Origin of the sequence: Pseudomonas graminis, from assembly GCF_001705435.1 — a bacterium.
Taxonomy (GTDB): Bacteria; Pseudomonadota; Gammaproteobacteria; order Pseudomonadales; family Pseudomonadaceae; genus Aquipseudomonas; species Aquipseudomonas graminis_B.
Genome location: NZ_MDEN01000060.1, coordinates 1 through 20,208 on the forward strand (window position 1 = coordinate 1; position 20,208 = coordinate 20,208).

The 20,208-nt window shown below is 59.7% G+C and carries 21 protein-coding genes; 7 read left to right on the forward strand and 14 right to left on the reverse strand.

Annotated elements, in window-relative coordinates; translation table 11 throughout:
* Positions 1-94: 94 nt before the first annotated feature.
* The 6 genes from msrQ to BBI10_RS09500 all read right to left on the reverse strand — a co-directional run bounded on the left by msrQ (position 95) and on the right by BBI10_RS09500 (position 6,078).
* The gene (gene msrQ / locus BBI10_RS09475) at positions 95-715 is read right to left on the reverse strand and encodes a protein-methionine-sulfoxide reductase heme-binding subunit MsrQ (protein WP_065988277.1); all 621 of its coding nucleotides are present in this window, start codon (positions 713-715) and stop codon (positions 95-97) included.
* Positions 715-1,728, reverse strand: a complete 1,014-nt coding sequence (gene msrP, locus BBI10_RS09480) for a protein-methionine-sulfoxide reductase catalytic subunit MsrP (RefSeq protein ID WP_065988278.1) — start codon at positions 1,726-1,728, stop codon at positions 715-717. The genes msrQ and msrP overlap by 1 nt, the downstream gene beginning before the upstream one ends.
* 71 nt (positions 1,729-1,799) lie before the next feature.
* On the reverse strand, positions 1,800-2,648 hold the full coding sequence (pssA, locus tag BBI10_RS09485) for a CDP-diacylglycerol--serine O-phosphatidyltransferase (RefSeq protein WP_065988279.1): 849 nt from the start codon (positions 2,646-2,648) through the stop codon (positions 1,800-1,802).
* A gap of 148 nt (positions 2,649-2,796) precedes the next feature.
* Positions 2,797-3,813 carry a ketol-acid reductoisomerase gene (gene ilvC, locus BBI10_RS09490; protein ID WP_065988280.1) on the reverse strand — a complete coding sequence of 339 codons (1,017 nt, stop codon included), beginning with the start codon at positions 3,811-3,813 and terminating at the stop codon, positions 2,797-2,799.
* 46 nt (positions 3,814-3,859) lie between these two features.
* Positions 3,860-4,351 carry an acetolactate synthase small subunit gene (gene ilvN / locus BBI10_RS09495; RefSeq protein ID WP_065988281.1) on the reverse strand — a complete coding sequence of 164 codons (492 nt, stop codon included), beginning with the start codon at positions 4,349-4,351 and terminating at the stop codon, positions 3,860-3,862.
* A 2-nt stretch (positions 4,352-4,353) separates the two neighbouring features.
* Positions 4,354-6,078 carry an acetolactate synthase 3 large subunit gene (locus BBI10_RS09500; RefSeq protein WP_065988466.1) on the reverse strand — a complete coding sequence of 575 codons (1,725 nt, stop codon included), beginning with the start codon at positions 6,076-6,078 and terminating at the stop codon, positions 4,354-4,356.
* A 410-nt stretch (positions 6,079-6,488) separates the two neighbouring features.
* On the opposite strand from BBI10_RS09500, the gene BBI10_RS09505 reads away from it, so the two are divergent.
* Positions 6,489-6,917, forward strand: a complete 429-nt coding sequence (locus tag BBI10_RS09505; protein ID WP_065988282.1) for a DUF4124 domain-containing protein — start codon at positions 6,489-6,491, stop codon at positions 6,915-6,917.
* Between the two features lie 3 nt (positions 6,918-6,920).
* On the opposite strand, the gene BBI10_RS09510 is transcribed toward BBI10_RS09505, so the two are convergent.
* Genes BBI10_RS09510 through mrcB form a run of 3 tightly spaced genes read right to left on the reverse strand, consistent with a single transcriptional unit; the run spans position 6,921 to position 10,336 of the window.
* Positions 6,921-7,250, reverse strand: coding sequence for a YqcC family protein (locus BBI10_RS09510; RefSeq protein ID WP_065988283.1), 330 nt, complete (start codon positions 7,248-7,250; stop codon positions 6,921-6,923).
* Complete coding sequence (locus BBI10_RS09515) at positions 7,243-7,983, reverse strand: tetratricopeptide repeat protein (protein ID WP_065988284.1); 741 nt, start codon at positions 7,981-7,983, stop codon at positions 7,243-7,245. Before BBI10_RS09515 ends, BBI10_RS09510 begins: the two co-directional genes overlap by 8 nt.
* 31 nt (positions 7,984-8,014) lie before the next feature.
* On the reverse strand, positions 8,015-10,336 hold the full coding sequence (gene mrcB, locus BBI10_RS09520; RefSeq protein WP_065988285.1) for a penicillin-binding protein 1B: 2,322 nt from the start codon (positions 10,334-10,336) through the stop codon (positions 8,015-8,017).
* A gap of 133 nt (positions 10,337-10,469) precedes the next feature.
* Between mrcB and BBI10_RS09525 the strand changes: the two genes are divergently transcribed.
* The 3 genes from BBI10_RS09525 to BBI10_RS09535 all read left to right on the forward strand — a co-directional run bounded on the left by BBI10_RS09525 (position 10,470) and on the right by BBI10_RS09535 (position 12,967).
* Positions 10,470-12,005, forward strand: a complete 1,536-nt coding sequence (locus tag BBI10_RS09525) for a bifunctional aminoglycoside phosphotransferase/ATP-binding protein (RefSeq protein ID WP_065988286.1) — start codon at positions 10,470-10,472, stop codon at positions 12,003-12,005.
* Positions 12,006-12,107: 102 nt separating this feature from the next.
* Positions 12,108-12,452 (forward strand): pentapeptide repeat-containing protein, encoded by a 345-nt coding sequence (locus BBI10_RS09530; protein WP_065988287.1) that lies wholly within the window; start codon positions 12,108-12,110, stop codon positions 12,450-12,452.
* 227 nt (positions 12,453-12,679) lie between these two features.
* Complete coding sequence (locus BBI10_RS09535) at positions 12,680-12,967, forward strand: TfoX/Sxy family protein (RefSeq protein WP_065988467.1); 288 nt, start codon at positions 12,680-12,682, stop codon at positions 12,965-12,967.
* Positions 12,968-13,150: 183 nt separating this feature from the next.
* On the opposite strand, the gene deoC is transcribed toward BBI10_RS09535, so the two are convergent.
* From deoC to BBI10_RS09550, 3 genes are all read right to left on the reverse strand, one after another.
* Complete coding sequence (gene deoC, locus BBI10_RS09540) at positions 13,151-13,927, reverse strand: deoxyribose-phosphate aldolase (protein ID WP_065988288.1); 777 nt, start codon at positions 13,925-13,927, stop codon at positions 13,151-13,153.
* 189 nt (positions 13,928-14,116) lie between these two features.
* Positions 14,117-14,884: a heme ABC transporter ATP-binding protein gene (locus BBI10_RS09545; protein ID WP_065988289.1), complete on the reverse strand. Its 768-nt coding sequence runs from the start codon at positions 14,882-14,884 to the stop codon at positions 14,117-14,119.
* Complete coding sequence (locus tag BBI10_RS09550) at positions 14,884-15,867, reverse strand: FecCD family ABC transporter permease (protein WP_167355785.1); 984 nt, start codon at positions 15,865-15,867, stop codon at positions 14,884-14,886. The genes BBI10_RS09545 and BBI10_RS09550 overlap by 1 nt, the downstream gene beginning before the upstream one ends.
* Positions 15,868-16,079: 212 nt before the next feature.
* Between BBI10_RS09550 and BBI10_RS09555 the strand changes: the two genes are divergently transcribed.
* Positions 16,080-16,409: a Rieske (2Fe-2S) protein gene (locus BBI10_RS09555; RefSeq protein WP_065988468.1), complete on the forward strand. Its 330-nt coding sequence runs from the start codon at positions 16,080-16,082 to the stop codon at positions 16,407-16,409.
* On the opposite strand, the gene sfsA is transcribed toward BBI10_RS09555, so the two are convergent.
* Both sfsA and BBI10_RS09565 read right to left on the reverse strand, forming a co-directional pair.
* On the reverse strand, positions 16,387-17,130 hold the full coding sequence (sfsA, locus tag BBI10_RS09560) for a DNA/RNA nuclease SfsA (protein ID WP_065988291.1): 744 nt from the start codon (positions 17,128-17,130) through the stop codon (positions 16,387-16,389). The two genes, BBI10_RS09555 and sfsA, sit on opposite strands and share 23 nt — an antisense overlap.
* A complete protein-coding gene (locus BBI10_RS09565) occupies positions 17,130-18,302 on the reverse strand; it encodes a pyridoxal phosphate-dependent aminotransferase (RefSeq protein ID WP_065988292.1) in 1,173 nt (390 codons plus the stop codon). The genes sfsA and BBI10_RS09565 overlap by 1 nt, the downstream gene beginning before the upstream one ends.
* A 351-nt stretch (positions 18,303-18,653) precedes the next feature.
* Here BBI10_RS09565 and dksA point away from each other — a divergent pair, with 351 nt between their 5' ends.
* Positions 18,654-19,097: an RNA polymerase-binding protein DksA gene (gene dksA / locus BBI10_RS09570; protein WP_065988293.1), complete on the forward strand. Its 444-nt coding sequence runs from the start codon at positions 18,654-18,656 to the stop codon at positions 19,095-19,097.
* Between the two features lie 174 nt (positions 19,098-19,271).
* A complete protein-coding gene (gluQRS, locus tag BBI10_RS09575) occupies positions 19,272-20,159 on the forward strand; it encodes a tRNA glutamyl-Q(34) synthetase GluQRS (protein ID WP_065988294.1) in 888 nt (295 codons plus the stop codon).
* The last annotated feature ends 49 nt before the right edge of the window (positions 20,160-20,208 follow it).

The following is a 20,208-nucleotide window of genomic DNA, read 5'->3' on the forward strand; positions in this document are numbered from 1 at the left end:
GTCCAACTCTTTGATTATCAAGGAGTTTTCCGTTTCGTCTGCGCCGGAAGTGGGGCGAATTATAGACAGATCCAGAGACGCGTCAAGCACTTATTTAAACTTTAGTGGGAACACTGCTGCTCTTAACCCGTCGACGCTGTATACGCTTAGCAATTGCGGGGATCCGCAGCACCAGAAGCAACGCGCCAATCGTTGCATAGACAGCCCACTCCTTCAGATCCGCCCGCACGATCCACAGCATATGCAGCAAACCCAGGCCCAAAATCAGGTAACTGAGCCGATGAAGTTTCTTCCAGCGCATTCCCAAACGGCGCTGGCTATAGCGATTGGACGTGACCGCCAGCGACAACAGCCCCAGGAAACCCAGCGCCCCGACAATAATGTAGGGCCGTTTGACCAGTTCTACGCCCAACTGCGCCCAGTCAAAGCCCAGGATAAAAAAGCCATAACCCAGCATGTGCAGCGACACATACGTGAAACACCACAGCCCCAACTGCCGGCGAACGGCGATCCATCCGGGCCAGCCCGTCGTGCGCTGCAATGGGGTCATCGCCAGCGTGATCAAAAGCAGGATCAACGTCCCCAAGCCCAAGCGATCAACTAGCACCTTTCCAGGATCAGGCCCCAAAGCAAAAATCCACGCCTGGTAGAGCCAATACAGGGGGACCAAAGCCGCTGCGACGAACACCGACACACGCCAGTAGATGAAACGCATCAATAGTTTTTCCGTAGGTCCAGGCCTGTATAAAGAGAAGCAACCTGCTCCCCGTACCCGTTAAACATCTCGGTCTGGCGAATATTCGGGCTGAACAGCCCGCTGGGCAGACGCCGCTCGCGTGCCTGGGTCCAGCGTGGATGATCAACCGTCGGGTTCACATTGGCATAGAAACCGTACTCGCTTGCCGCAATGCTTTGCCAGGTCGTCTTCGGTTGCTCGCTTGTCAGACTGATGCGTACGATGGACTTCACACTTTTAAAGCCATACTTCCAAGGCACCACCAGACGCAACGGCGCGCCGTTCTGATTGGGCAGTTCCCGTCCATACATGCCCACCGCCAGAATCGCGAGCGGGTTCATCGCCTCATCCAGACGAAGCCCTTCTACATAAGGCCAGTCGATCAACGCAAAGCCGGAGCGCTGGCCGGGCATGGTCTTCGGGTCCTGCAGCGTTTCAAACCGGATGTATTTGGCATTCGCCGTCGGTTCAACCTGCTTGAGCAGCTCGGAGATCGGGAAGCCCAGCCATGGAATCACCATCGACCACGCTTCTACGCAGCGCAGACGATAGATACGCTCTTCCAGCTGATAGGGCTTCATGAAGTCTTCGAGTGCGTAGCGGCCAGGCTTGGCCACCTCCCCGTCAATGACGACGCTCCACGGTTCGGTTTTCAGCGAGCCGGCGTTTTGCGCGGGATCACCCTTGTCGGTGCCGAACTCGTAGAAGTTGTTGTAGTGGGTCGCGTCCTTGAACGGCGTAATCGTCTCGTCCTTGACGGTAACGGCTTGCCACTTCGTTGAAGGTAACTTGCCTTTGAACCAGTCAGGGGCAGCGCCGGCTTCGACGTCGGTATAGCGCGAGGCTTCTTCGGCTTGCGCCCAGCGAGGCATTGCGCTGACGGCGAGCCCCGCAAGACTGCTTCCGAGCAATGCGCGACGCGAGAGATAAAAGGATTCGGGTGTGACATCCGACTCTTTGCAATCGGATGTAGAGGGGATCTTGATCAGCATGATGACTCCGCAGCTATGGAGAACTGAAGCATCTATAGCGGCGGAGTATGCGGGAAATAACGGTCGGCGAACTACCTCTGGCGACGTAGACGCAGCAGGTACTGGATAGGACCGGAAGCTGCATATCCAAGGAAAATTAGCAGCAGAATGCGCGGCGGATCACTGAACACCACAGCGAATACCAAAACGACGGCCAGAATCGCAACAAACGGCACCCGCCCTTTCAGATCCAGCTCTTTGAAGCTGTTGTACTTGATGTTGCTGACCATCAGCATGCCCGCTGCCGCGACCAATAGTGCAACCAGAAACGACAGTTTCGAACCCTGGATGCCGTAATCGCTGAACGCCCAGACGGTGCCCGCGACAACGCCTGCGGCGGCAGGACTTGCCAGGCCAATGAAGTAACGCTTGTCCGCCTTGCCCACCTGGGTGTTGAACCGGGCCAGACGCAACGCTGCCCCCGCAACATAGATGAAGGCGACCATCCAGCCGACCTTGCCCATGTCACCCAGCGCCCAGCCAAACGCCAACAGCGCCGGCGCCACGCCAAAAGCGACCATATCGGACAACGAGTCGTACTCTGCGCCGAATGCGCTCTGGGTGTTTGTCATCCGCGCAACACGGCCGTCCAGACCATCCAGGACCATGGCAACGAAGATGGCGATGGCGGAGAACGCGAAGTATTTGCTCGCGCTCGCCTGATCACCCGCGCTCAATGCACTCTGCGCACTCATGGCGCTGATGATTGCGTAGAAGCCGGCGAACAGGTTCGCAGTGGTGAACAGATTGGGTAGCAGGTAGATCCCGCGATGGCGCACCTGGCGCCCCTCGTCGTCGTGACCCTCTTCAATGTGTTCATCAATCGGTAGCAGGCTTTCGGCGTCAGCAGCCTTGTTCGGCTCTTCGGGACGTTCGCTCATGGACAATACCTTGCAGCTGAAGAATTTCGACAAATGCTTGTGGCCTCTGGGCCGACAAACGATGCAGCTTTATACCAGATGAGCCCCCATAACGAAAAAACGCGACCCGAGGGCCGCGTTTTTTCCTGCAGGAACCTGATCGGTGATCTTAGTTCTTGGCTTGGTCGACGATCTTGTTCTTCGCGATCCAAGGCATCATCGAGCGCAGTTGCTCACCGATGATTTCCAGGCCGTGCGCCTTGTTGTTGCGACGCTTGGCGGTCATCGACGGGTAGCCGCTGGCGCCCTCGGCGATGAACATCTTGGCGTACTCGCCGTCCTGGATGCGCTTCAGAGCGTTGCGCATGGCCTGACGGGATTCGGCATTGATGACTTCCGGGCCGGTAACGTACTCGCCGTATTCAGCGTTGTTGGAAATCGAGTAGTTCATGTTGGCGATGCCGCCTTCGTACATGAGGTCGACGATCAGCTTCAGTTCGTGCAGGCACTCGAAGTAAGCCATTTCCGGCGCATAACCGGCTTCAACCAGGGTCTCGAAACCGGCTTTGACCAGTTCAACGGTACCGCCACACAGAACGGCTTGCTCGCCGAACAGGTCGGTTTCGGTTTCGTCCTTGAAGGTGGTTTCGATGATACCGGTACGGCCGCCGCCAACACCCGACGCGTACGACAGAGCGACGTTCTTGGCGTTGCCCGAGGCGTCCTGGTAAACGGCGATCAGGTCAGGGATGCCACCGCCTTTGACGAACTCGGTACGCACGGTGTGGCCTGGTGCTTTTGGCGCGATCATGATCACGTCGAGATCGGCACGAGGAACAACCTGGTTGTAGTGAATCGCGAAGCCGTGGGAGAAGGCCAGTGTTGCGCCCTTCTTGATGTTCGGCTCGATTTCGTTCTTGTACAGCTGGGACTGAAATTCGTCCGGGGTCAGGATCATGACCAGGTCTGCAGCGGCGACGGCGGAAGCCACGTCAGTCACTTTCAGGCCGTGAGCTTCAGCTTTGGCGACAGTACCCGAACCCTTGCGCAGGCCAACAGTGACATCAACGCCGGAGTCTTTCAGGTTGCACGCTTGAGCGTGGCCCTGAGAACCGTAACCGATGATGGCAACTTTTTTGCCCTGGATGATCGAAAGGTCGCAGTCTTTGTCGTAATAAACTTTCATGAAATTCCCCTGATAACTTGGCCGCAAGGCCATTTGCAAAATTAGGTTAGATGCTCAGCACTTTGTCGCCGCGGGCAATGCCCGTGACGCCGCTTCGTACGGTTTCCAGAATGGCAGTAGTGCCAATCGCCTGGATGAAGCTGTCCAGCTTGTCGCTTGTCCCGGTCAACTGCACGGTATAGACGCTGCTGGAGACGTCGACGATCTGGCCGCGGAAAATGTCGGTGGTGCGCTTGATCTCGGCACGCTGGGCGCCAGTGGCTTTCACCTTGATCAGCATCAGCTCGCGCTCGATGTGGGCGCTTTCCGACAGGTCGACCAGCTTGACCACTTCGACCAGCTTGTTGAGGTTCTTGGTGATTTGCTCGATCACTTCATCTTGGCCAACGGTGGTCAGCGTCAGACGCGACAGGGTCGGGTCCTCGGTTGGCGCCACTGTCAGGCTTTCGATGTTGTAGTTGCGCTGCGAAAACAGGCCGACCACACGAGACAGCGCACCCGGTTCGTTTTCCAGCAATAGCGAAATGATGTGGCGCATGGTTATGTCCGCTCCGTCTTGCTCAGCCACATGTCACGCATGGACCCATCTCTGATCTGCATCGGATAGACGTGCTCGCCGATATCGACCTTGATATCGAGGAACACCAGCCGATCTTTCATGGCGAACGCTTCTTCCATCTTCGGCTTCAGGTCCTTGAGATCGGTGATGCGCATGCCGACGTGCCCGTAAGCCTCGACCAGCTTCACGAAGTCAGGCAGCGACTCCATGTAGGAATGCGAGTGACGACCGCTGTAGCTCATGTCCTGCCACTGACGGACCATGCCGAGCACGCCGTTGTTGAGCAGGATGATCTTCACCGGCAGGTTGTACTGCAGACAGGTCGACAGCTCCTGAATGTTCATCTGAATGCTGCCTTCGCCGGTGACGCAGGCGACATTGTCATTCGGGAAACTCAGCGCAACCCCCATCGCGGCCGGCAGGCCGAAGCCCATGGTGCCGAGACCGCCGGAGTTGATCCAGCGATTGGGTTTGTTGAAGCGGTAGTACTGAGCCGCGAACATCTGGTGCTGCCCCACATCGGAGGTGACGTAGGCATCGCCTTTGGTCACTTCGCACAGCGTCTCGATTACAGTCTGCGGCTTGATGACGCTTCCGTCGCCACGGTTGTACGGGAACAGGTCACCGCCGGCGCGCCATTCTTCGATCTGCTTCCACCACGTCGCGACCGACTCCTTGTTAGGGGTTTCGGCGAGCTCTTTGAGGGTCGCAACCATCTCGGTCAGCACGCTCTCGACCGGCCCGACGATTGGCACGTCGGCCTTGATGGTCTTGGAGATGGACGCCGGGTCGATGTCGACGTGAATGATTTTGGCGTTCGGGCAGAATTTCGCCGGCCCGTTGATCACGCGATCGTCGAACCGCGCGCCCACCGCAAGAATCACATCGGCGTGATGCATTGCCAGGTTGGCGGTGTAGCTGCCATGCATCCCCAGCATGCCGACGAACTGGCGATCGGTGCCTGGATAAGCACCCAGGCCCATCAACGTGTTGGTGACCGGAGCGTTCAATTGCTGCGCCAGGTCGGTCAATGGCGCCGAACCGTTGCCCATGATCACTCCGCCGCCTGCATAGATGACCGGGCGCTTGGCCGCGACCAGCATTTCCACGGCCTTGCGGATCTGGCCGGAATGGCCGCGGACCGCCGGGCTGTAGGAGCGCAGCTTGGCTTTCTTGGGGAAGATGTATTCGAACTTCTCTGCCGGGTTGGTCATGTCTTTCGGGATATCGACGACGACAGGACCAGGACGACCGGATTGGGCCAGGTAGAACGCCTTCTTCAGGACCTCCGGGATCTCCGACGGGTGTTTGATCATGAAGCTGTGCTTCACGATTGGCCGGGAGATACCGATCATGTCGGTTTCCTGGAACGCGTCGGTACCGACCATGTTGCTCGGGACCTGACCGGACAGCACCACCATTGGAATCGAATCCATGTAGGCGGTCGCGATACCGGTGATGGCATTGGTTGCGCCGGGACCCGAAGTCACCAGCACAACGCCTGCCTTGCCGGTGGCGCGGGCGTAACCGTCAGCCATGTGAGTCGCGGCCTGTTCGTGACGAACAAGGATATGGCTCACAGCCGGTTCTTTGAACAGCGCGTCGTATATATGCAGGAGGGCACCGCCAGGGTACCCGTAGATGTGCTCTACGCCTTCGTCACGCAAAAAGCGGACGACCATTTCAGCGCCAGATAAAAGCTCCACGTTGTTCACCTCTAAAACGCCAGAATACCGTCCACACAAGCGAGGAGACGGGTCTTAATAGGTTTACTGCAAAGCAGAGCATGAGCGACGGTGGTCGCCGACTACGTCAGCACTGACTGAGCAAGTATTGGGATCGCCCCTTAAGTGTTTCGGGGTCTTCCCACCCAGCGCGAGGTAACGCGTTGCGGGTGTTACGGGTCGGCGCGGGTGTGCGCCTCATGATCTACCGAGACGGTCTGCTTCTGGCAGTCCCTCTACAGCGAACTTTGGATTGTTCGGATTCGCCCCTCTCAAGTCAAGTCATCGATGCGCTTTCTTCGTCCACTGCCCGCCAAAAGGCACCGAATGAGGTCGTAGCGACCCGCTTGTGATAGGTTTCCGGCCATTGCCACAGAAGTAAGGAACCGGGAATGCGCTGGATGATTCTTGCAGCGACGCTGACACTGGCCGTCGCCCCGGCGGTCGGCCAGGCCGCGCAGATATACAAATGGGTGGACGCTCAGGGCGTCACGCATTTCGACGCCCAGCCGCCTGCCGGGCAGACAGCACAGGAAATCAATACAGGGAGCCCCGTCTCCGCCCCACCTGCCCCGCCCCCGCAGAACCAGGAGGGAGCACGGGAGCAGGAGGCGGTCGATGCCAAGGTCAGAAAACAGGTTGCCGCTCAGGAAGCCAAGCGCAAAGAAGCGTGCGACGAACAGCGAACCAATCTTGCCCAACTGCAGAACAACCCTCGGGTACGGCAGGAGGTGAATGGCGAGTTCAGGCGTTTCACGGAAGAAGAGCGGCAGGCCCGCATCGTCGAGGTCAAGCAGTACCTCGACGATCAATGCAACTGAGGGTCAGACCGCCTCGGTAATCAACCGGTCGAAGTCTTTCAGCAGCGCCAGCAAGTTGCGTGCTTCGCGGATACGGCTGGCGTATACCATCTCCGCCATTTCCAGAATGCCGGATGCCGTGGGCAACGGCATATCCTGCTCAAGGATGATCTTCATGCGTGGCAGGAAGATCCATTGCAGCCACTGATCAAAATCCAGCGTGTCGACGCAGAAGGGTTCACGGCTTGACAGCGACTCGTCGCTGGGCGGCACTTCCTTCCACCATCCCAGGACTCGCAATTCGCGCTCGATCAACAGCAATTGGTCAGCGATTTTCGGAAAGCGTTTATCCATTGGCTTTCTGCCGCGCCAACGCTGCACCGGCGGCGTCACCCTGCTTTTCCCGCGATTGGGCAATCAGGCCCCAAAGACTGGCTTGAAGGCTCGCGCGACCGTTGGCGTAGGTCAGAGCACGACGGGCCAATTGCTCAGCCTGAGGCGCATCGCCCTGGGCCAGACGCACTTGCGCCAGACGGTAGAGGACCTGGGGCTCACGGGGGGCAACACGTTGAGCACGCTCAAGGCTCGATGATGCGCCGTTGAGATCGCCACCGGACTGCTGCTGCTGAGCGGTGGTGAGCAACGCCAGCACCGGCCCATCCAGTTGCTCGTCTTCTGACAACCCGCCGCTGGACGCAGACGGAATGCCAGTCGGCGCCGAGGCCGGCATGTTGTAGGTATTGCTTGTCGCTGGCGGCGGTGTGTACGTATTGTTCACTGGGGCCTGATTAACCGGCGCAGTGCTGATCGGCGCCGTAGCGGGTGGCACGAACGTCGAAATAGGCGCACCACTGGCGTTGGCGCCGCCGGGTACCATGACCGTGACACCAGAATCTTCCTGAATCGTCTGCGACTGCGCGGGTGCCTGTACCGGCGCGCGATAGGTGTTGCTGCGAGTAGACGAAACGCGCTCGCCGTTTGAAACGCGTGACCCTGAATCGACCACCGGAATCGCACTGCGCGTCTGGGACGCGCAACCGTTGAGCAAAGCCAGAGCCGTTACAGCCGGAATCCACCACTTGTTCACGTCACATCCTCTTTGCTTAATTCAACCAGGCTTAGTTCAACCAGCCCTTGACCCAGTCCATCACCGAATCGGCAGGCGCTGCTGCCCCACCGCAGGTCGGGCCGGGTTGCGGCTCACTGCCGCGAATATACGGCATCTGTACGGCGTTCGGGCAGCTGGCGTCGGTGCCTTCGCCGGTACTGGCATTGACCCAGGCCTGCACGACGTTATCAGGCATCGCCATGTCCAGCGGCAGCGGATCGGCTTTCTTCATGAAGCTGGTCCAGATCTGCAGTGCGCCGGTGGCCCCAGTGAACGGCGTCTTGCCGTTGTCGTCGCGGCCCATCCAGACGATCGCCAGCAAGTCCTGGCTGAAGCCGGCAAACCAGCTGTCGCGCGAGTCGTTGGTGGTGCCTGACTTGCCCGCCAGATTCAGGGTGCTCGGCAGCACGTTGTACACCGATTTACCCGTACCCTCGCGCATCACCCGCTGCATGGCGTTCTGCAGCAAATAGATCGAACCCGGGTCGAAACGTTGCTGAATCTGGAACGGGTAGCGCTTGAGCGGCTCCCCTTCGGCGGTCAGTACGCTGCGAATCCCGCGCAACGGCGTGTTGAAGCCGCCGCTGGCGATGGTCTGGTACATCGTCGCCACTTCGATCGGCGTCAGCGCGCCAGCCCCCAGGAGCATCGACGGGAACGCCGGCCACTCGCGAGTGACGCCCAGCTTGGTCAGGGTTTTGAAGACATTCGGAATGCCCAGGTCCAGACCCAGCTTAGCGCTGGACAGGTTGTAGGAATGCGCCAGGCCCTGATACAGGAAAATGTTGCCGTGGGCTTTGTGATCGTAGTTCTGCGGTTTCCAGATCTGGCCGTCGGCGCCTTTCACCTGAAAAGGCTCGTCGGGAATCCAGCTGGTCAGCGAGTACTGCTGCGGACGCTCGAGAGCGGTCAGATAGATGGCCGGCTTGACCAACGACCCGATCGGCCGAACGGCATCCAGCGCCCGGTTGAAACCCGCGAAGCCTGCCTGGCGGCTGCCGATCAGCGCCTGGACTTCGCCGGTCTCCGGATTGGTCACGACCATGGCCGTTTCCATCTCGTCCGCGCCTTTGCGGCCCGAAATCCTGGCGAAGCTTTCACGCACGGCAGCTTCGGATTTCATCTGCAGAATAGGGTCGAAACTGGTGAAGATCCGCAGGCCCTCTTCGGTCAAGTCCTCGTCGCGGTAGTCCTGACGCAGCTGGCGTTTGACCAGATCAAGGAAGTCCGGGAACGAGCTGTCGGCCAGCGATCCGACTTTGCTCACGCCAAGCGGCATCTTCTTCGCAGCCGCAACCACTTCGGGGGTGGCGACACCCTGTTGTTCAAGCAGATCGAGGACCAGATTGCGACGCTCCAGCGCACGCTCGGGATTGCGGCGCGGGTTGTAATACGAAGGCCCCTTGACCAGACCGACCAGCAAGGCGACCTGATGCAGCTTCAACTCCGACAGCGGCTGACTGAAGAAATACTGACTCGCCAGACCAAAGCCGTGGACCGCGCGCTGACCGTCCTGCCCCACGAACACTTCGTTGAGGTAGGCCTCGAGAATCTCCTGCTTGCTGTAATGAATCTCCAGCAGAACTGCCATCATCGCTTCGGTCAGCTTGCGGGTGATGCTGCGCTCGTTGGTCAGGTAGAAGTTCTTGACCAGTTGCTGAGTCAGCGTCGATCCGCCCTGGCGCATCTGGCCAGCGGAAGCGTTGATCCAGAAAGCTCGCAGGATCCCCTTCGGCGATACGCCGAAGTGATGGTAGAAATCCCGATCTTCGACGGTGACGAGCGTATCGAGCAAATAAGGCGGCGCCTGATCGAGCTTGATCAGAATCCGGTCTTCGAGATTCTTCGGGTACAAGCCGCCGATCATCAGGGGCTCAAGCCGCGCGACAGCAAGCTTGGCGCCATTGGCGGCGCTCAGTTCCGCGACGTAATCGCCGGAGAAGCGCACGTGAATCTGCTGAGCCGGATCAGCGCCTTCATAGAACTGGAAGCCGCGGGTGTTGAGATCGACAGTGTTGCCGTTGACCGCGGCAGCGCCCGGCCCGTTGGCCACACCTTCACGACGATAGCCCAGCGCATCGAGTTCCAGAAGGAAGTCATCGCGTGAAAGCTTCTGGCCGACGAACAGCTCCAGTGGCCGTGCATAGACCTTGGCCGGAATGGTCCAGCGCTTGCCGGAGAATTTTTCCTGGACGATGGAATCCAGGTAAACGGCGAAGCAGCCAAGGATCACCAGCCCGACAAGACTGAGTTTCAGGGCCCAGCCCAACAGGCTGCGCAGGCGGCTGTTGGTGGGTTTGGGGGATTTTTTCGGGGTGCGGGATCGGGTCATGGCGGCGGATTATACGCACTTTCAAAGCCCCCGACAGACCGCCCTTTAAGCGGTTTGCAGCAATGGCTCCAGCGGCCATAATGGCCGCCTTTCGCTACTTCTCTATCGCCTTATCACCTTTCAAGGATCGTCCGTGAGCCAGACACTGATAGCCGCGCTGCAAAACCCCGCCCTGTTTCCTCACCCGGTCGAACAGTTTCAGGTCATCGAGACGCATATTTCCTGGGTGCTCCTCACCGGCCAGTACGTCTACAAGATGAAGAAGCCGGTCAATTTCGGTTTTCTGGACTTCACCAACCTGCCGGCGCGCCAGCATTTCTGTGAGCAGGAGCTGATGCTGAACCAGCGCCTGACGGACGATCTGTACCTGGAAGTGCTGCCTGTTACCGGCAGCATCGACGCTCCTCAGCTGAATGGTGAAGGCGAAGCGATCGAGTACGTGCTGAAAATGCGCCAGTTTCCGCAGGACGGATTACTCAGCACCTTGCAAGCCAAAGGCGAGTTGACCACCGCGCACATCGACGACATGGCCCGGCAGATCGCCGAGTTTCATCTCAAGTCGCCCAAGGTGCCGATGGAAAACCCCCTCGGCAGCGCCGACAGCGCAATGGCGCCGGTCACGCAAAATTTTGAGCAGATTCTGCCCTTCCTCAGCGAAAAGTCTGACCTCATCCAACTTGAAGCGCTGGAGGCATGGGCGAACAGCAGTTTCGAGCGCCTCAAGCCATTGATGAACCAGCGCAAGCTCGACGGATTTGTCCGCGAGTGCCATGGCGACATCCACTTGGGCAACGCAACGCTGATCGATGGCAAGGTGGTGATTTTCGACTGCATCGAGTTCAACGAGCCCTTCCGCATGACAGATGTCTATGCCGACATCGGCTTCCTGGCCATGGACCTTGAGGATCGCGGCCTGAAAAGCCTTTCCCGTCGATTCGTCAGTCAGTACCTCGAACTGACCGGCGACTATGCGGGACTTCAGCTTCTCAATTTCTACAAGGCCTACCGGGCACTGGTCCGCGCCAAAGTGGCGCTGTTTAGCCTGAATGCCGACGCCGATCATGTGCAACGGGCCGCGACACTGCGCCAGTATCGCAATTACGCCAACCTGGCCGAGAGCTATAGCGCGATTCCGTCGAATTTTCTGGCCATCACCCATGGCGTTTCCGCGGTCGGCAAAAGTCAGGTTGCGATGCGCCTGGTCGAAGCGCTGGGGGCGATCCGTCTGCGTTCAGATGTCGAGCGCAAGCGTGCATTCGCCGACCATGAAGATCTGTATTCCGCCGACGTCAGCGCGGCTACTTATCAGCGTCTGAATGAGCTGGCGGGTGTCGTGCTCCGCGCAGGCTTGCCGGTGGTCATCGATGCAACCTATTTGAAGCTCCCGCAGCGTCAGGCGACTGCGCAGATTGCCGAGGCAATGGGCGTTCCTTTTCTGATCGTTGACTGCGCCGCGCCAAAAGCGGTTATCGAGGGTTGGCTGGCGCAACGTCGGGCACAAAATGATGATCCTTCGGACGCAACCATGGAAGTCATTGAAGCGCAGCTGGCCAGTCGCGAGGCGCTGACCGCTGATGAAATATTGCGCAGCCGCCACGTCGAGACCAACGTCAGTGGTGATCTGGACAAGCTGGTCGCCGACATTCGTCAGCATCTGCCGGGGCTCTGATAGCCCGCATCCGCCAGCGGTCGAGTCGTGATGGATAACGCTTCACGGCTCGACATAGGTGGCATTATAGTGGCGTCAGAATACCAACAATGGAGACGTCAAATGAACCAGCCCAAACAGCTCGACTCGCCTCTGTTCGCACTGTTGCGAAAAGACGATGTGACCGCCTTCAACCTCGAACGCCCTAAGCAGGGCCCTGTTGATCTGTCTGGAGGCGATTTCCGCGGCCTGGATCTGCGTGAGATCGACGCCGACCGCATCGACTTCACTGATGCTTACTTCAGGTCGGCGGACTTGCGCGGCGTTGACTTCCGGACGAGCCAACTTGAAGGTGCAAGCATCGCCCATGCACAGATATCCGGGGCGTACTTCCCGCCAGAGCTGAGTGCTGACGAGATTCTTATGTCAGTCAATTTCGGTACTCGCCTGCGCTATCGCACCCGCTAAGCCTCGCTCTAACCTCTCGCCCTGCATGCGCCGCCATGTCGGGCCTGCCCTCGCCTGCTTATCCAATCCAACCTGATCCTACCGTTCGGCGGCGTACGCCGCGTTCGAGTGGTAACACTCTGCAGATTGATTCGGCGTCGTCTACGCTAAACGGCATGGCTCGCCTTTTCAGTTTATGTCGAGCCTATGGAGAAGTTATTACATGGAACCACAGGATGGGTTTGCACATGGATGACGAATTGTTGGGCATGAAGAACCTGGGGAGGACCTCGGTTCAATGGCTTCACGCTGCGGGTATTCACACGATTGCTGATCTGCGGCGACTCGGCGCGATTCAGGCTTACCGGGCCGTTCAGGTCAGGGGATTCCGGGCCTCCAAAGCGCTGCTCTACTCACTGGAAGGCGCGTTGTCAGATCGCCCTTGGGCCGAGCTGCCCCAAGCGCACAAAGATTCCATGGACACTGAACTGAAGGACGCCAGTTCTGGGCTAATCCGGGAACGCCACATTCCATAAGCAAAATAGTCTGCAGAACACTGTTGACTTACAAATGAGAATCACTATGATTATCACATCCGGTCGCGAGACTGGTCGATAACCTGAAAGGCTCCTTGGTTCGGACTCTCAGATTATCTCCTCATCAGGCTAATCACGGTTTTTGACCCGGCTCTTTGCCGGGTCTTTTTTTTTGCCCGGGATTCAGGCCCCTACTCCCAAGTGGCCCAACAAATCATCCAGCAGGCTGGTCGCCCCGAGCCGCAGTCTCCCCTGCTCAAGCCAGCGTGGGCCAAATCGTGCCTTGACCAGATCCATGTGAACCCGCGCTTCCTTGAGCGTCCGTACATTCCCGGAGACGTTGATGCCCACATGCGCGCCTGACTCGGCGATGGCCGCAATCAAAATCCGGCTGGCCTGGGGTGTCGCGTTGAGGACCTGTTTCCCAGTACTGGTTTTCAGAAAGTTGGCGCCCTCCTGAATTGCCACACAGCTTGCGCCGTAAATGACCTGCGGATCACGCAGCACGCCGGTTTCCAGCGTGACGGTCAATGCGGCACGACCGCATCTGGCTTTACAGGCGTTAATGATGTCCGCGCCAATCTGTCTGTCCCCGCCAAGCAGCGCATGGAAGGGATAGACCAGATCGATTTCGTCGGCACCCGCGAGGATTGCCGCCTGGGTTTCCGACTCGGCCGAGCTGACAGAAGGCGAACCGCTCGGAAAGTTAACCGCAGCCACGACGCTGACCTCCCGCGCATGCAGGCTGTCGAGGGTGCGCCGCGCCAGTCCTGCGAATCGGGGCATTACACATACGGCGGCAACATGCCCCACAGGTGTCAGGGCTCGATGACACAACGCAATGATCTTTTCCGGCGTGTCATCGGCATTCAACGAAGCCAATTCCATCAGGCCTATAGCCAGTTGCGCCAATGACGCATCGACCGCATGCACGTCAATCGCTTCGTTTAAGTCGTTCATTACACATCCTCGATACCTTGGCTTGAGGCGACGATAATCGAGAACGGCTGTGCCTGAACGGTCACAAAGACGCAAAAGAGCAGGCCTACGTGATTACAAGAATTGTCCGAAGGACATTGCCCGCACAGGCAATGGAAACGGGGCTGCTGCATCGATAAAGGCAGCTGATGCACATCGACACGAGCCCATTCAGCGAGCGATCACCAGCGGATGCCCACGCTCGGGATGAGGCTGCACCAGAACATCCAGACCGAACACCGACTTCAGCGCCTCAGGCGTGAGCACGTGCTCTGGTGTGCCGGATAGATGTGCGCGCCCTTGCGCCAGCAGCAACAGCTGATCGCAGTAACGGGCTGCCAGGTTCAAGTCATGCAGGATCACCATCACCGCGCCGCCACGGTCGGCGAAGGCACGAACGGCCAACAGCGTGGTGTGCTGATGCAGCGGGTCGAGCGCCGACGTGGGCTCGTCCAGCAAGAGAATCTGGCCCTCCTCGCCCGGCCACACCTGCGCCAGCACTCGTGCCAGGTGCACCCGCTGACGCTCGCCGCCCGACAGCGTCAGATAGCTGCGACCGAGCAGGTGAAGCCCATCGGCCGCCGCAAGGGCGTGCTGGATGATTTCTCCGTCACATTGTTGACCGCTGTCATGGGGCAAGCGGCCCATCGCAACCACTTCCTCGACCTTGAACGCGAAATCCAATGTCGAGCTCTGCGGCAGTACCGCCAGCCGACGCGCCCGTTCGTGGCCGCGCCATTGATTCAGGGGAATGTCGTCCAGCACCACGTGACCGTGAGTCGGGGCAAGCTCGCCGCACAGGGCAGCCATCAGCGAACTTTTGCCGGCCCCATTGGGGCCCAGCACGCCGAGCATCTGACCGGGCGCCAACGCCAAGTCGATGTTGGCGACCACCTGTTTGCCATCGCGCACGATGCCGAGGTCATTAGCGATCAACATCAGCGACGGCCTCGAACCAGCAGGAAAAGAAAAAACGGCGCGCCAAGGAACACGGTGACAATTCCGATTGGCAGCTCCGCCGGCGCCATCACCAGTCGGGCGAAGATGTCTGCGAAGAGCAGCAGTGTTGCCCCTGCCAGCGCTGAGGCGGGAAGGACAACGCGGTGGTCCGGCCCGGTCAGCAGTCGCACCAGGTGCGGCACGATCAGGCCGATGAAGCCGATCAGCCCCGCCGCTGCGACGGCAGCCCCGACGCCAAGGGCGATGCACAGAATCAGCTCACGCTTGAGGCGTTCGACCTCGATGCCCAGATGGCGCGCTTCCGATTCTCCAAGCAGAAGCGCGTTGAGCGCCTTGGCTCGGCGCGGCAGCCAGAGGATCACCGCCGCGCAAACCAGCAAAAGAGGCCAGAGCCGTGCGTAACTGGCACCATTAAGTGTGCCCAGGTTCCAGAACGTCAGCGTCCGCAGACTGGCGTCGTCGGCCATATACGTGAGCAGGCCGATGACTGAGCCGGCCAGCGCCGTCATTGCTACACCCGCCAGCAGCATGGTGCTGACGCTGGTTCGGCCGTCGCGGCGTCCCAGCCGATAGACGATTGCGGTCACGCCAAGCCCACCGGCAAATGCGCAGACTGACAGCAAATACGGCTGGAACGGCTCAGGGAAACCGCCCAGCGATGCTCCGGCAACGATGGCCACCGCCGCGCCCAATGCCGCGCCACTGGAAACCCCGACCAGACCGGGGTCGGCGAGGGGATTGCGAAACAAAGCCTGCATCGCCACGCCCGACAAGGCCAGCACAGCCCCCACCGCCAGCCCGAGCAACGTACGGGGCAGGCGGATCTGGCCCACGATCAGCTCCGCCTGCTGCAAGTTGTCCTCCGCCAAGGGCATGCCCATCAGATGAAGAACCGCGCGCAAAGTATCCATCATCGGCAGGCTGACAGGCCCGAGGGCGAGGGACAGCCACATCGCCAGCAAACAGGCCAGGCCCAGCGCGATCAGTTGAGAGGTGAAGCGCATAAAAAGGTGCGTCCCCTATAAAGGAAGGCCCAGTCGATCACCTCAAGGCGCGACTGGCTGGATTTCGTTCATCGACTGGCGGGTTCGACTGCTGGCAGAATGCGCAGCCTGCCAGGGCCAGGAATTTGATGATTATTTGCATTTGAGCGTCAAGCGCCAAGGAGACCATGCTGAAATACCTGTGCGACAGCGCTGCGCTGATGGAAGGCAAAAGCCTCGGGTTCGAGGTTGATGAACTCAGGATTCTGGCCGTCCGGCGAGCGGGTCAAGTGTATGTGTACGCCAATCGGTGCCCCCATCGCGGGGTGGCGCTGGAATGGCAGGCCGATGAGTTTCTCGATGCCAGCGCCAGTCTGATCCAGTGCGCCACTCACGGTGCCCTGTTCCTCATCGAAAGCGGCGAGTGTGTAGCCGGCCCTTGCGAGGGCAAGTCCCTCAGGGCTATCGCCTGCGACGAGGACGCTCAGGGCATCTGGATCAACCCGGTGGCAGCGGACTGAGCGGGCGCGTCTGGGTGAGGTGAATCTCAAGACGCCGATCAATGCGCACCTCGTCAGGGGTGAGCGCCACGCCATACGCAAGGACTTCAACCCCCGCCGCATTTGCGTCAAGTAAGGCAGCAGCATAGGCCGCGTCGATTTCGGCAGCGGGCCGCACGGCATCAATGCCTGTCAGGTTCACGCAATACAGCAACACCGCACGCACGCCTTCCCGGGCCAGGGCCGCCAGTTCGCGCAGGTGCTTCGCGCCGCGTTGAGTGACCGCGTCGGGAAACGCAGCGACACGGCTGTCATCAAAGCCCAACGTCACGCTTTTGACTTCCAGGTACAGCGGGCCCTCTGGATAATCCAGCCGGAAGTCGACGCGGCTGTTTTCCTGACCGTAGGCAACTTCGCGCTTGAGCGCCGTAAACCCCGCCAATTCCGTGATTACGCCGGCCAGAAGTGCTTCTTCCACCAGCCTGTTGGCGCGCGCAGTGTTAACGCAGGCGAGCCGACCCTGTGGGGTTTCAGTGATTTCCCAGGTACCCGGCAACTTGCGCTTGGGGTCATTGGACCTGCTGAACCAGACGCGCCCCCCCGGCATCATGCAATTGAACATGGAGCCCGTGTTGGGGCAGTGAATCGTCAGCAGTTCGCCGCTGGCGGTCTCGATGTCGGCGAGGAAACGCTTGTAGCGCTGAATCAGCCGGCCTTCTTCAAGGGGAGGAGAGAAACGCATCAGCCTTGCCAGCTCCGAAGACCACGGCCTATACGCTCGACCGCTTCCTGAAGGCGAGGCAGGCTTTGGGTGTAGGCGAAGCGCACATGGTGGCCGGCGCGGTACCGACCGAAATCCAGCCCGGGTGTGAACGCCACGTGCTCGGTTTGCAGGAAGTGATGGCAGAACGCGAACGCGTCGCCGCCGAACGCACTGATGTCTGCGTATAGATAGAAGGCGCCCTCGGGCTCCACGGCAATGGTAAAGCCCAGTTCGCGCAGCGCCGGAAGCAGGAAGTCGCGACGTCGGGCGAACTCCGCACGACGTTGCTCGAGGATCTCCAGGGTCTGTGGCTCGAAACAGGCAAGTGCCGCACTTTGCGCCATGCTCGGCGCGCTGATGTAAAGATTCTGCGCCAGCTTTTCCAGATCACCGACCGCCGCGTCGGGCGCAACCAGCCAACCGAGTCGCCAACCGGTCATGCCGAAATACTTGGAAAAACTATTCAGCACGAAGGCATCGTTGTCGACTTCCAGCACGCTGCTCGCGTCGGTGCCGTAGGTCAGACCGTGATAGATCTCGTCAACCACGAGGTGGCCATCCCGCGCCTTGAGCGACGCCGAAAGCGCGGCGAGTTCGTCCCGGTGCAGCAAGGTCCCGGTCGGGTTGGCCGGGGAAGCCACCAGCGCACCGACGCTGTCCTCGTTCCAGTATTGGGCGACCAGATCGCCCGTCAGTTGATAACGCACGTCCGGGCCCACGGGCACCAACTGCGCGGCGCCCTCCACCAGGCGCAGAAAATGCCGGTTGCACGGGTAACCCGGATCGGCCAGGAGCCAGTGTTTGCCGGGATCGACCAGCAGACTCGCCGCCAGCAGCAACGCACCGGAACCGCCCGGCGTAATCAGGATCCGGCCCGGATCGACATTCACGCCGTAACGCTGCGCGTAAAAGCCCGCAATCGCCTCGCGCAATTCCGGCAGACCACGGGCCGCCGTGTAACGGGTCTTGCCAGCGGCCAACGCCGCCTGACCGGCCTTGATGATCGGCTCGGCCGTGGTGAAATCCGGCTCGCCGATCTCCAGGTGGATGACGTCATGCCCGGCCGCTTGCAGTTCATTCGCCCGCGCCAGCAGCGCCATGACATGAAAGGGTTCTATGGCGCGGCTGCGCGCACTGTAGGGCTGTGGCATGGGCCTTCCTTTGGTGAGGGGTGGCGAGACAAGTGGCCGATTCTACTCATCCGCCCGAGTGGGCTACAGCGTTTATCCGCCTTGACGGCAGTGAGTTGCAGCCGACAGTCCGGAAAACCCGGGGCTTGCGGGCGCAGGGACTAAACTCGACGCGCTGCAAAATAGATAAAACCGGGGGCTCAGCCTGTGGTCATAGTCCACGTGCGTGTTGCAGGCCATCCTCGACAACCGGGAGTAGCGCGCTCCGATTCGATCTGGTAAGTTCGCCCGCTTGCAGCCGCAGGGCCGGCAGGTGTCGGCGATGGATCTTAACCTGTGTAATGGCTTAGAAGAGTGAGAGGCGGTCCGTTCATGCCCACCGAAGAAAAGCAAAAGAGCACCCCGGCAATCAGTGGTTTCGAACCTTACGTTGCGACGAAGGGTGAGGAATACATGGGCGACCCCATGCGCAAGCACTTCACCAAGATCCTGTCCAAGTGGAAACAGGAGTTGATGGTAGAAGTTGACCGCACGGTTGTTCACATGAAGGACGAGGCGGCTAACTTCCCTGACCCTGCCGACCGTGCAAGCCAGGAAGAAGAATTCGCACTGGAACTGCGCGCCCGTGATCGTGAGCGCAAGTTGATCAAGAAGATCGACAAGACGCTGCAGCTGATTCAGGACAAGGAATACGGCTGGTGCGAATCGTGCGGCGTCGAGATCGGTATCAAGCGCCTTGAAGCCCGCCCAACGGCCGATATGTGCGTTGACTGCAAAAGTCTCGCTGAAATCAAGGAAAAACAGGTCGGTAAATGATCCTGTTGATCCAGTAAAAAGGACGCCTCGGCGTCCTTTTTCGTTTGTCTCAAGACCGCCGGGCACGCGGCGGCGTGGGCTGGAAAGCGCCCTACCGGGGCGTAGCGCTTTCCCACACGCCATGACATGTCCTCCGGTATTTCGTACGTTTTATTTCCAGTACCATCAGCGCCCATGAAAACCCCTTCTTATATAGGGCGCTTTGCGCCAACCCCCAGCGGTTATCTGCACTTCGGTTCTCTGGTAGCAGCCCTGGCCTCCTATCTCGACGCCCGCTCGGTCGGTGGAAAATGGCTGATGCGCATGGAAGATCTCGACCCTCCCCGCGAGGTCCCGGGTGCCCAGGCAGGAATACTCCACACCCTCGAAGCCTACGGATTCGAATGGGACGGCGAACTGGTCAGGCAAAGCGACCGGCACGAGGCTTACCAGGCAATCATCCATCGGTGGTTCAGCCAGGGCCTCGCTTACGCGTGCACCTGTTCGCGCAAGCAACTGGAAGGCTACAACGGCATTTACCCGGGTTTTTGCCGTAATGCGGGCCACCCACCCGAGGATGCGGCCATCCGGATTCGGGTGCCTGAGCTGGAATACCGCTTCGAAGACCGGGTGCAGGGGGAGTTTCGTCAACATCTGGGGCGCGATTCGGGAGATTTCATCATTCGTCGCCGGGACGGGTTTTACGCCTACCAGTTGGCGGTTGTCCTCGACGACGGCTGGCAAGGAGTGACCGACATCGTACGCGGCGCAGATCTGCTCGATTCCACGCCACGTCAGCTGTACCTGCAAGAACTGCTGGGCTTGCCGCAACCGCGCTACCTTCATGTACCGCTGATCACCCAGCCCGATGGCCATAAGCTGGGTAAGTCCTACCGATCGCCGCCACTGCCGCCGGACCAGGCCACGCCGTTGCTGCTCCGGGGGCTGCGGGCCTTGGGCCAAGAGACACCAGGTGAACTGGATGACGCTACACCCCGAGAGGTACTGGATTGGGCCGTTGCCCACTGGAACGCCGATTCGATACCCCGCCTAGGTGCTATCGAGGAAGCTCGAATAGACTGAGCTCGCGCCACCGATTCATGTTGAGGGAGCACAAAGCTGGCGGAAACGT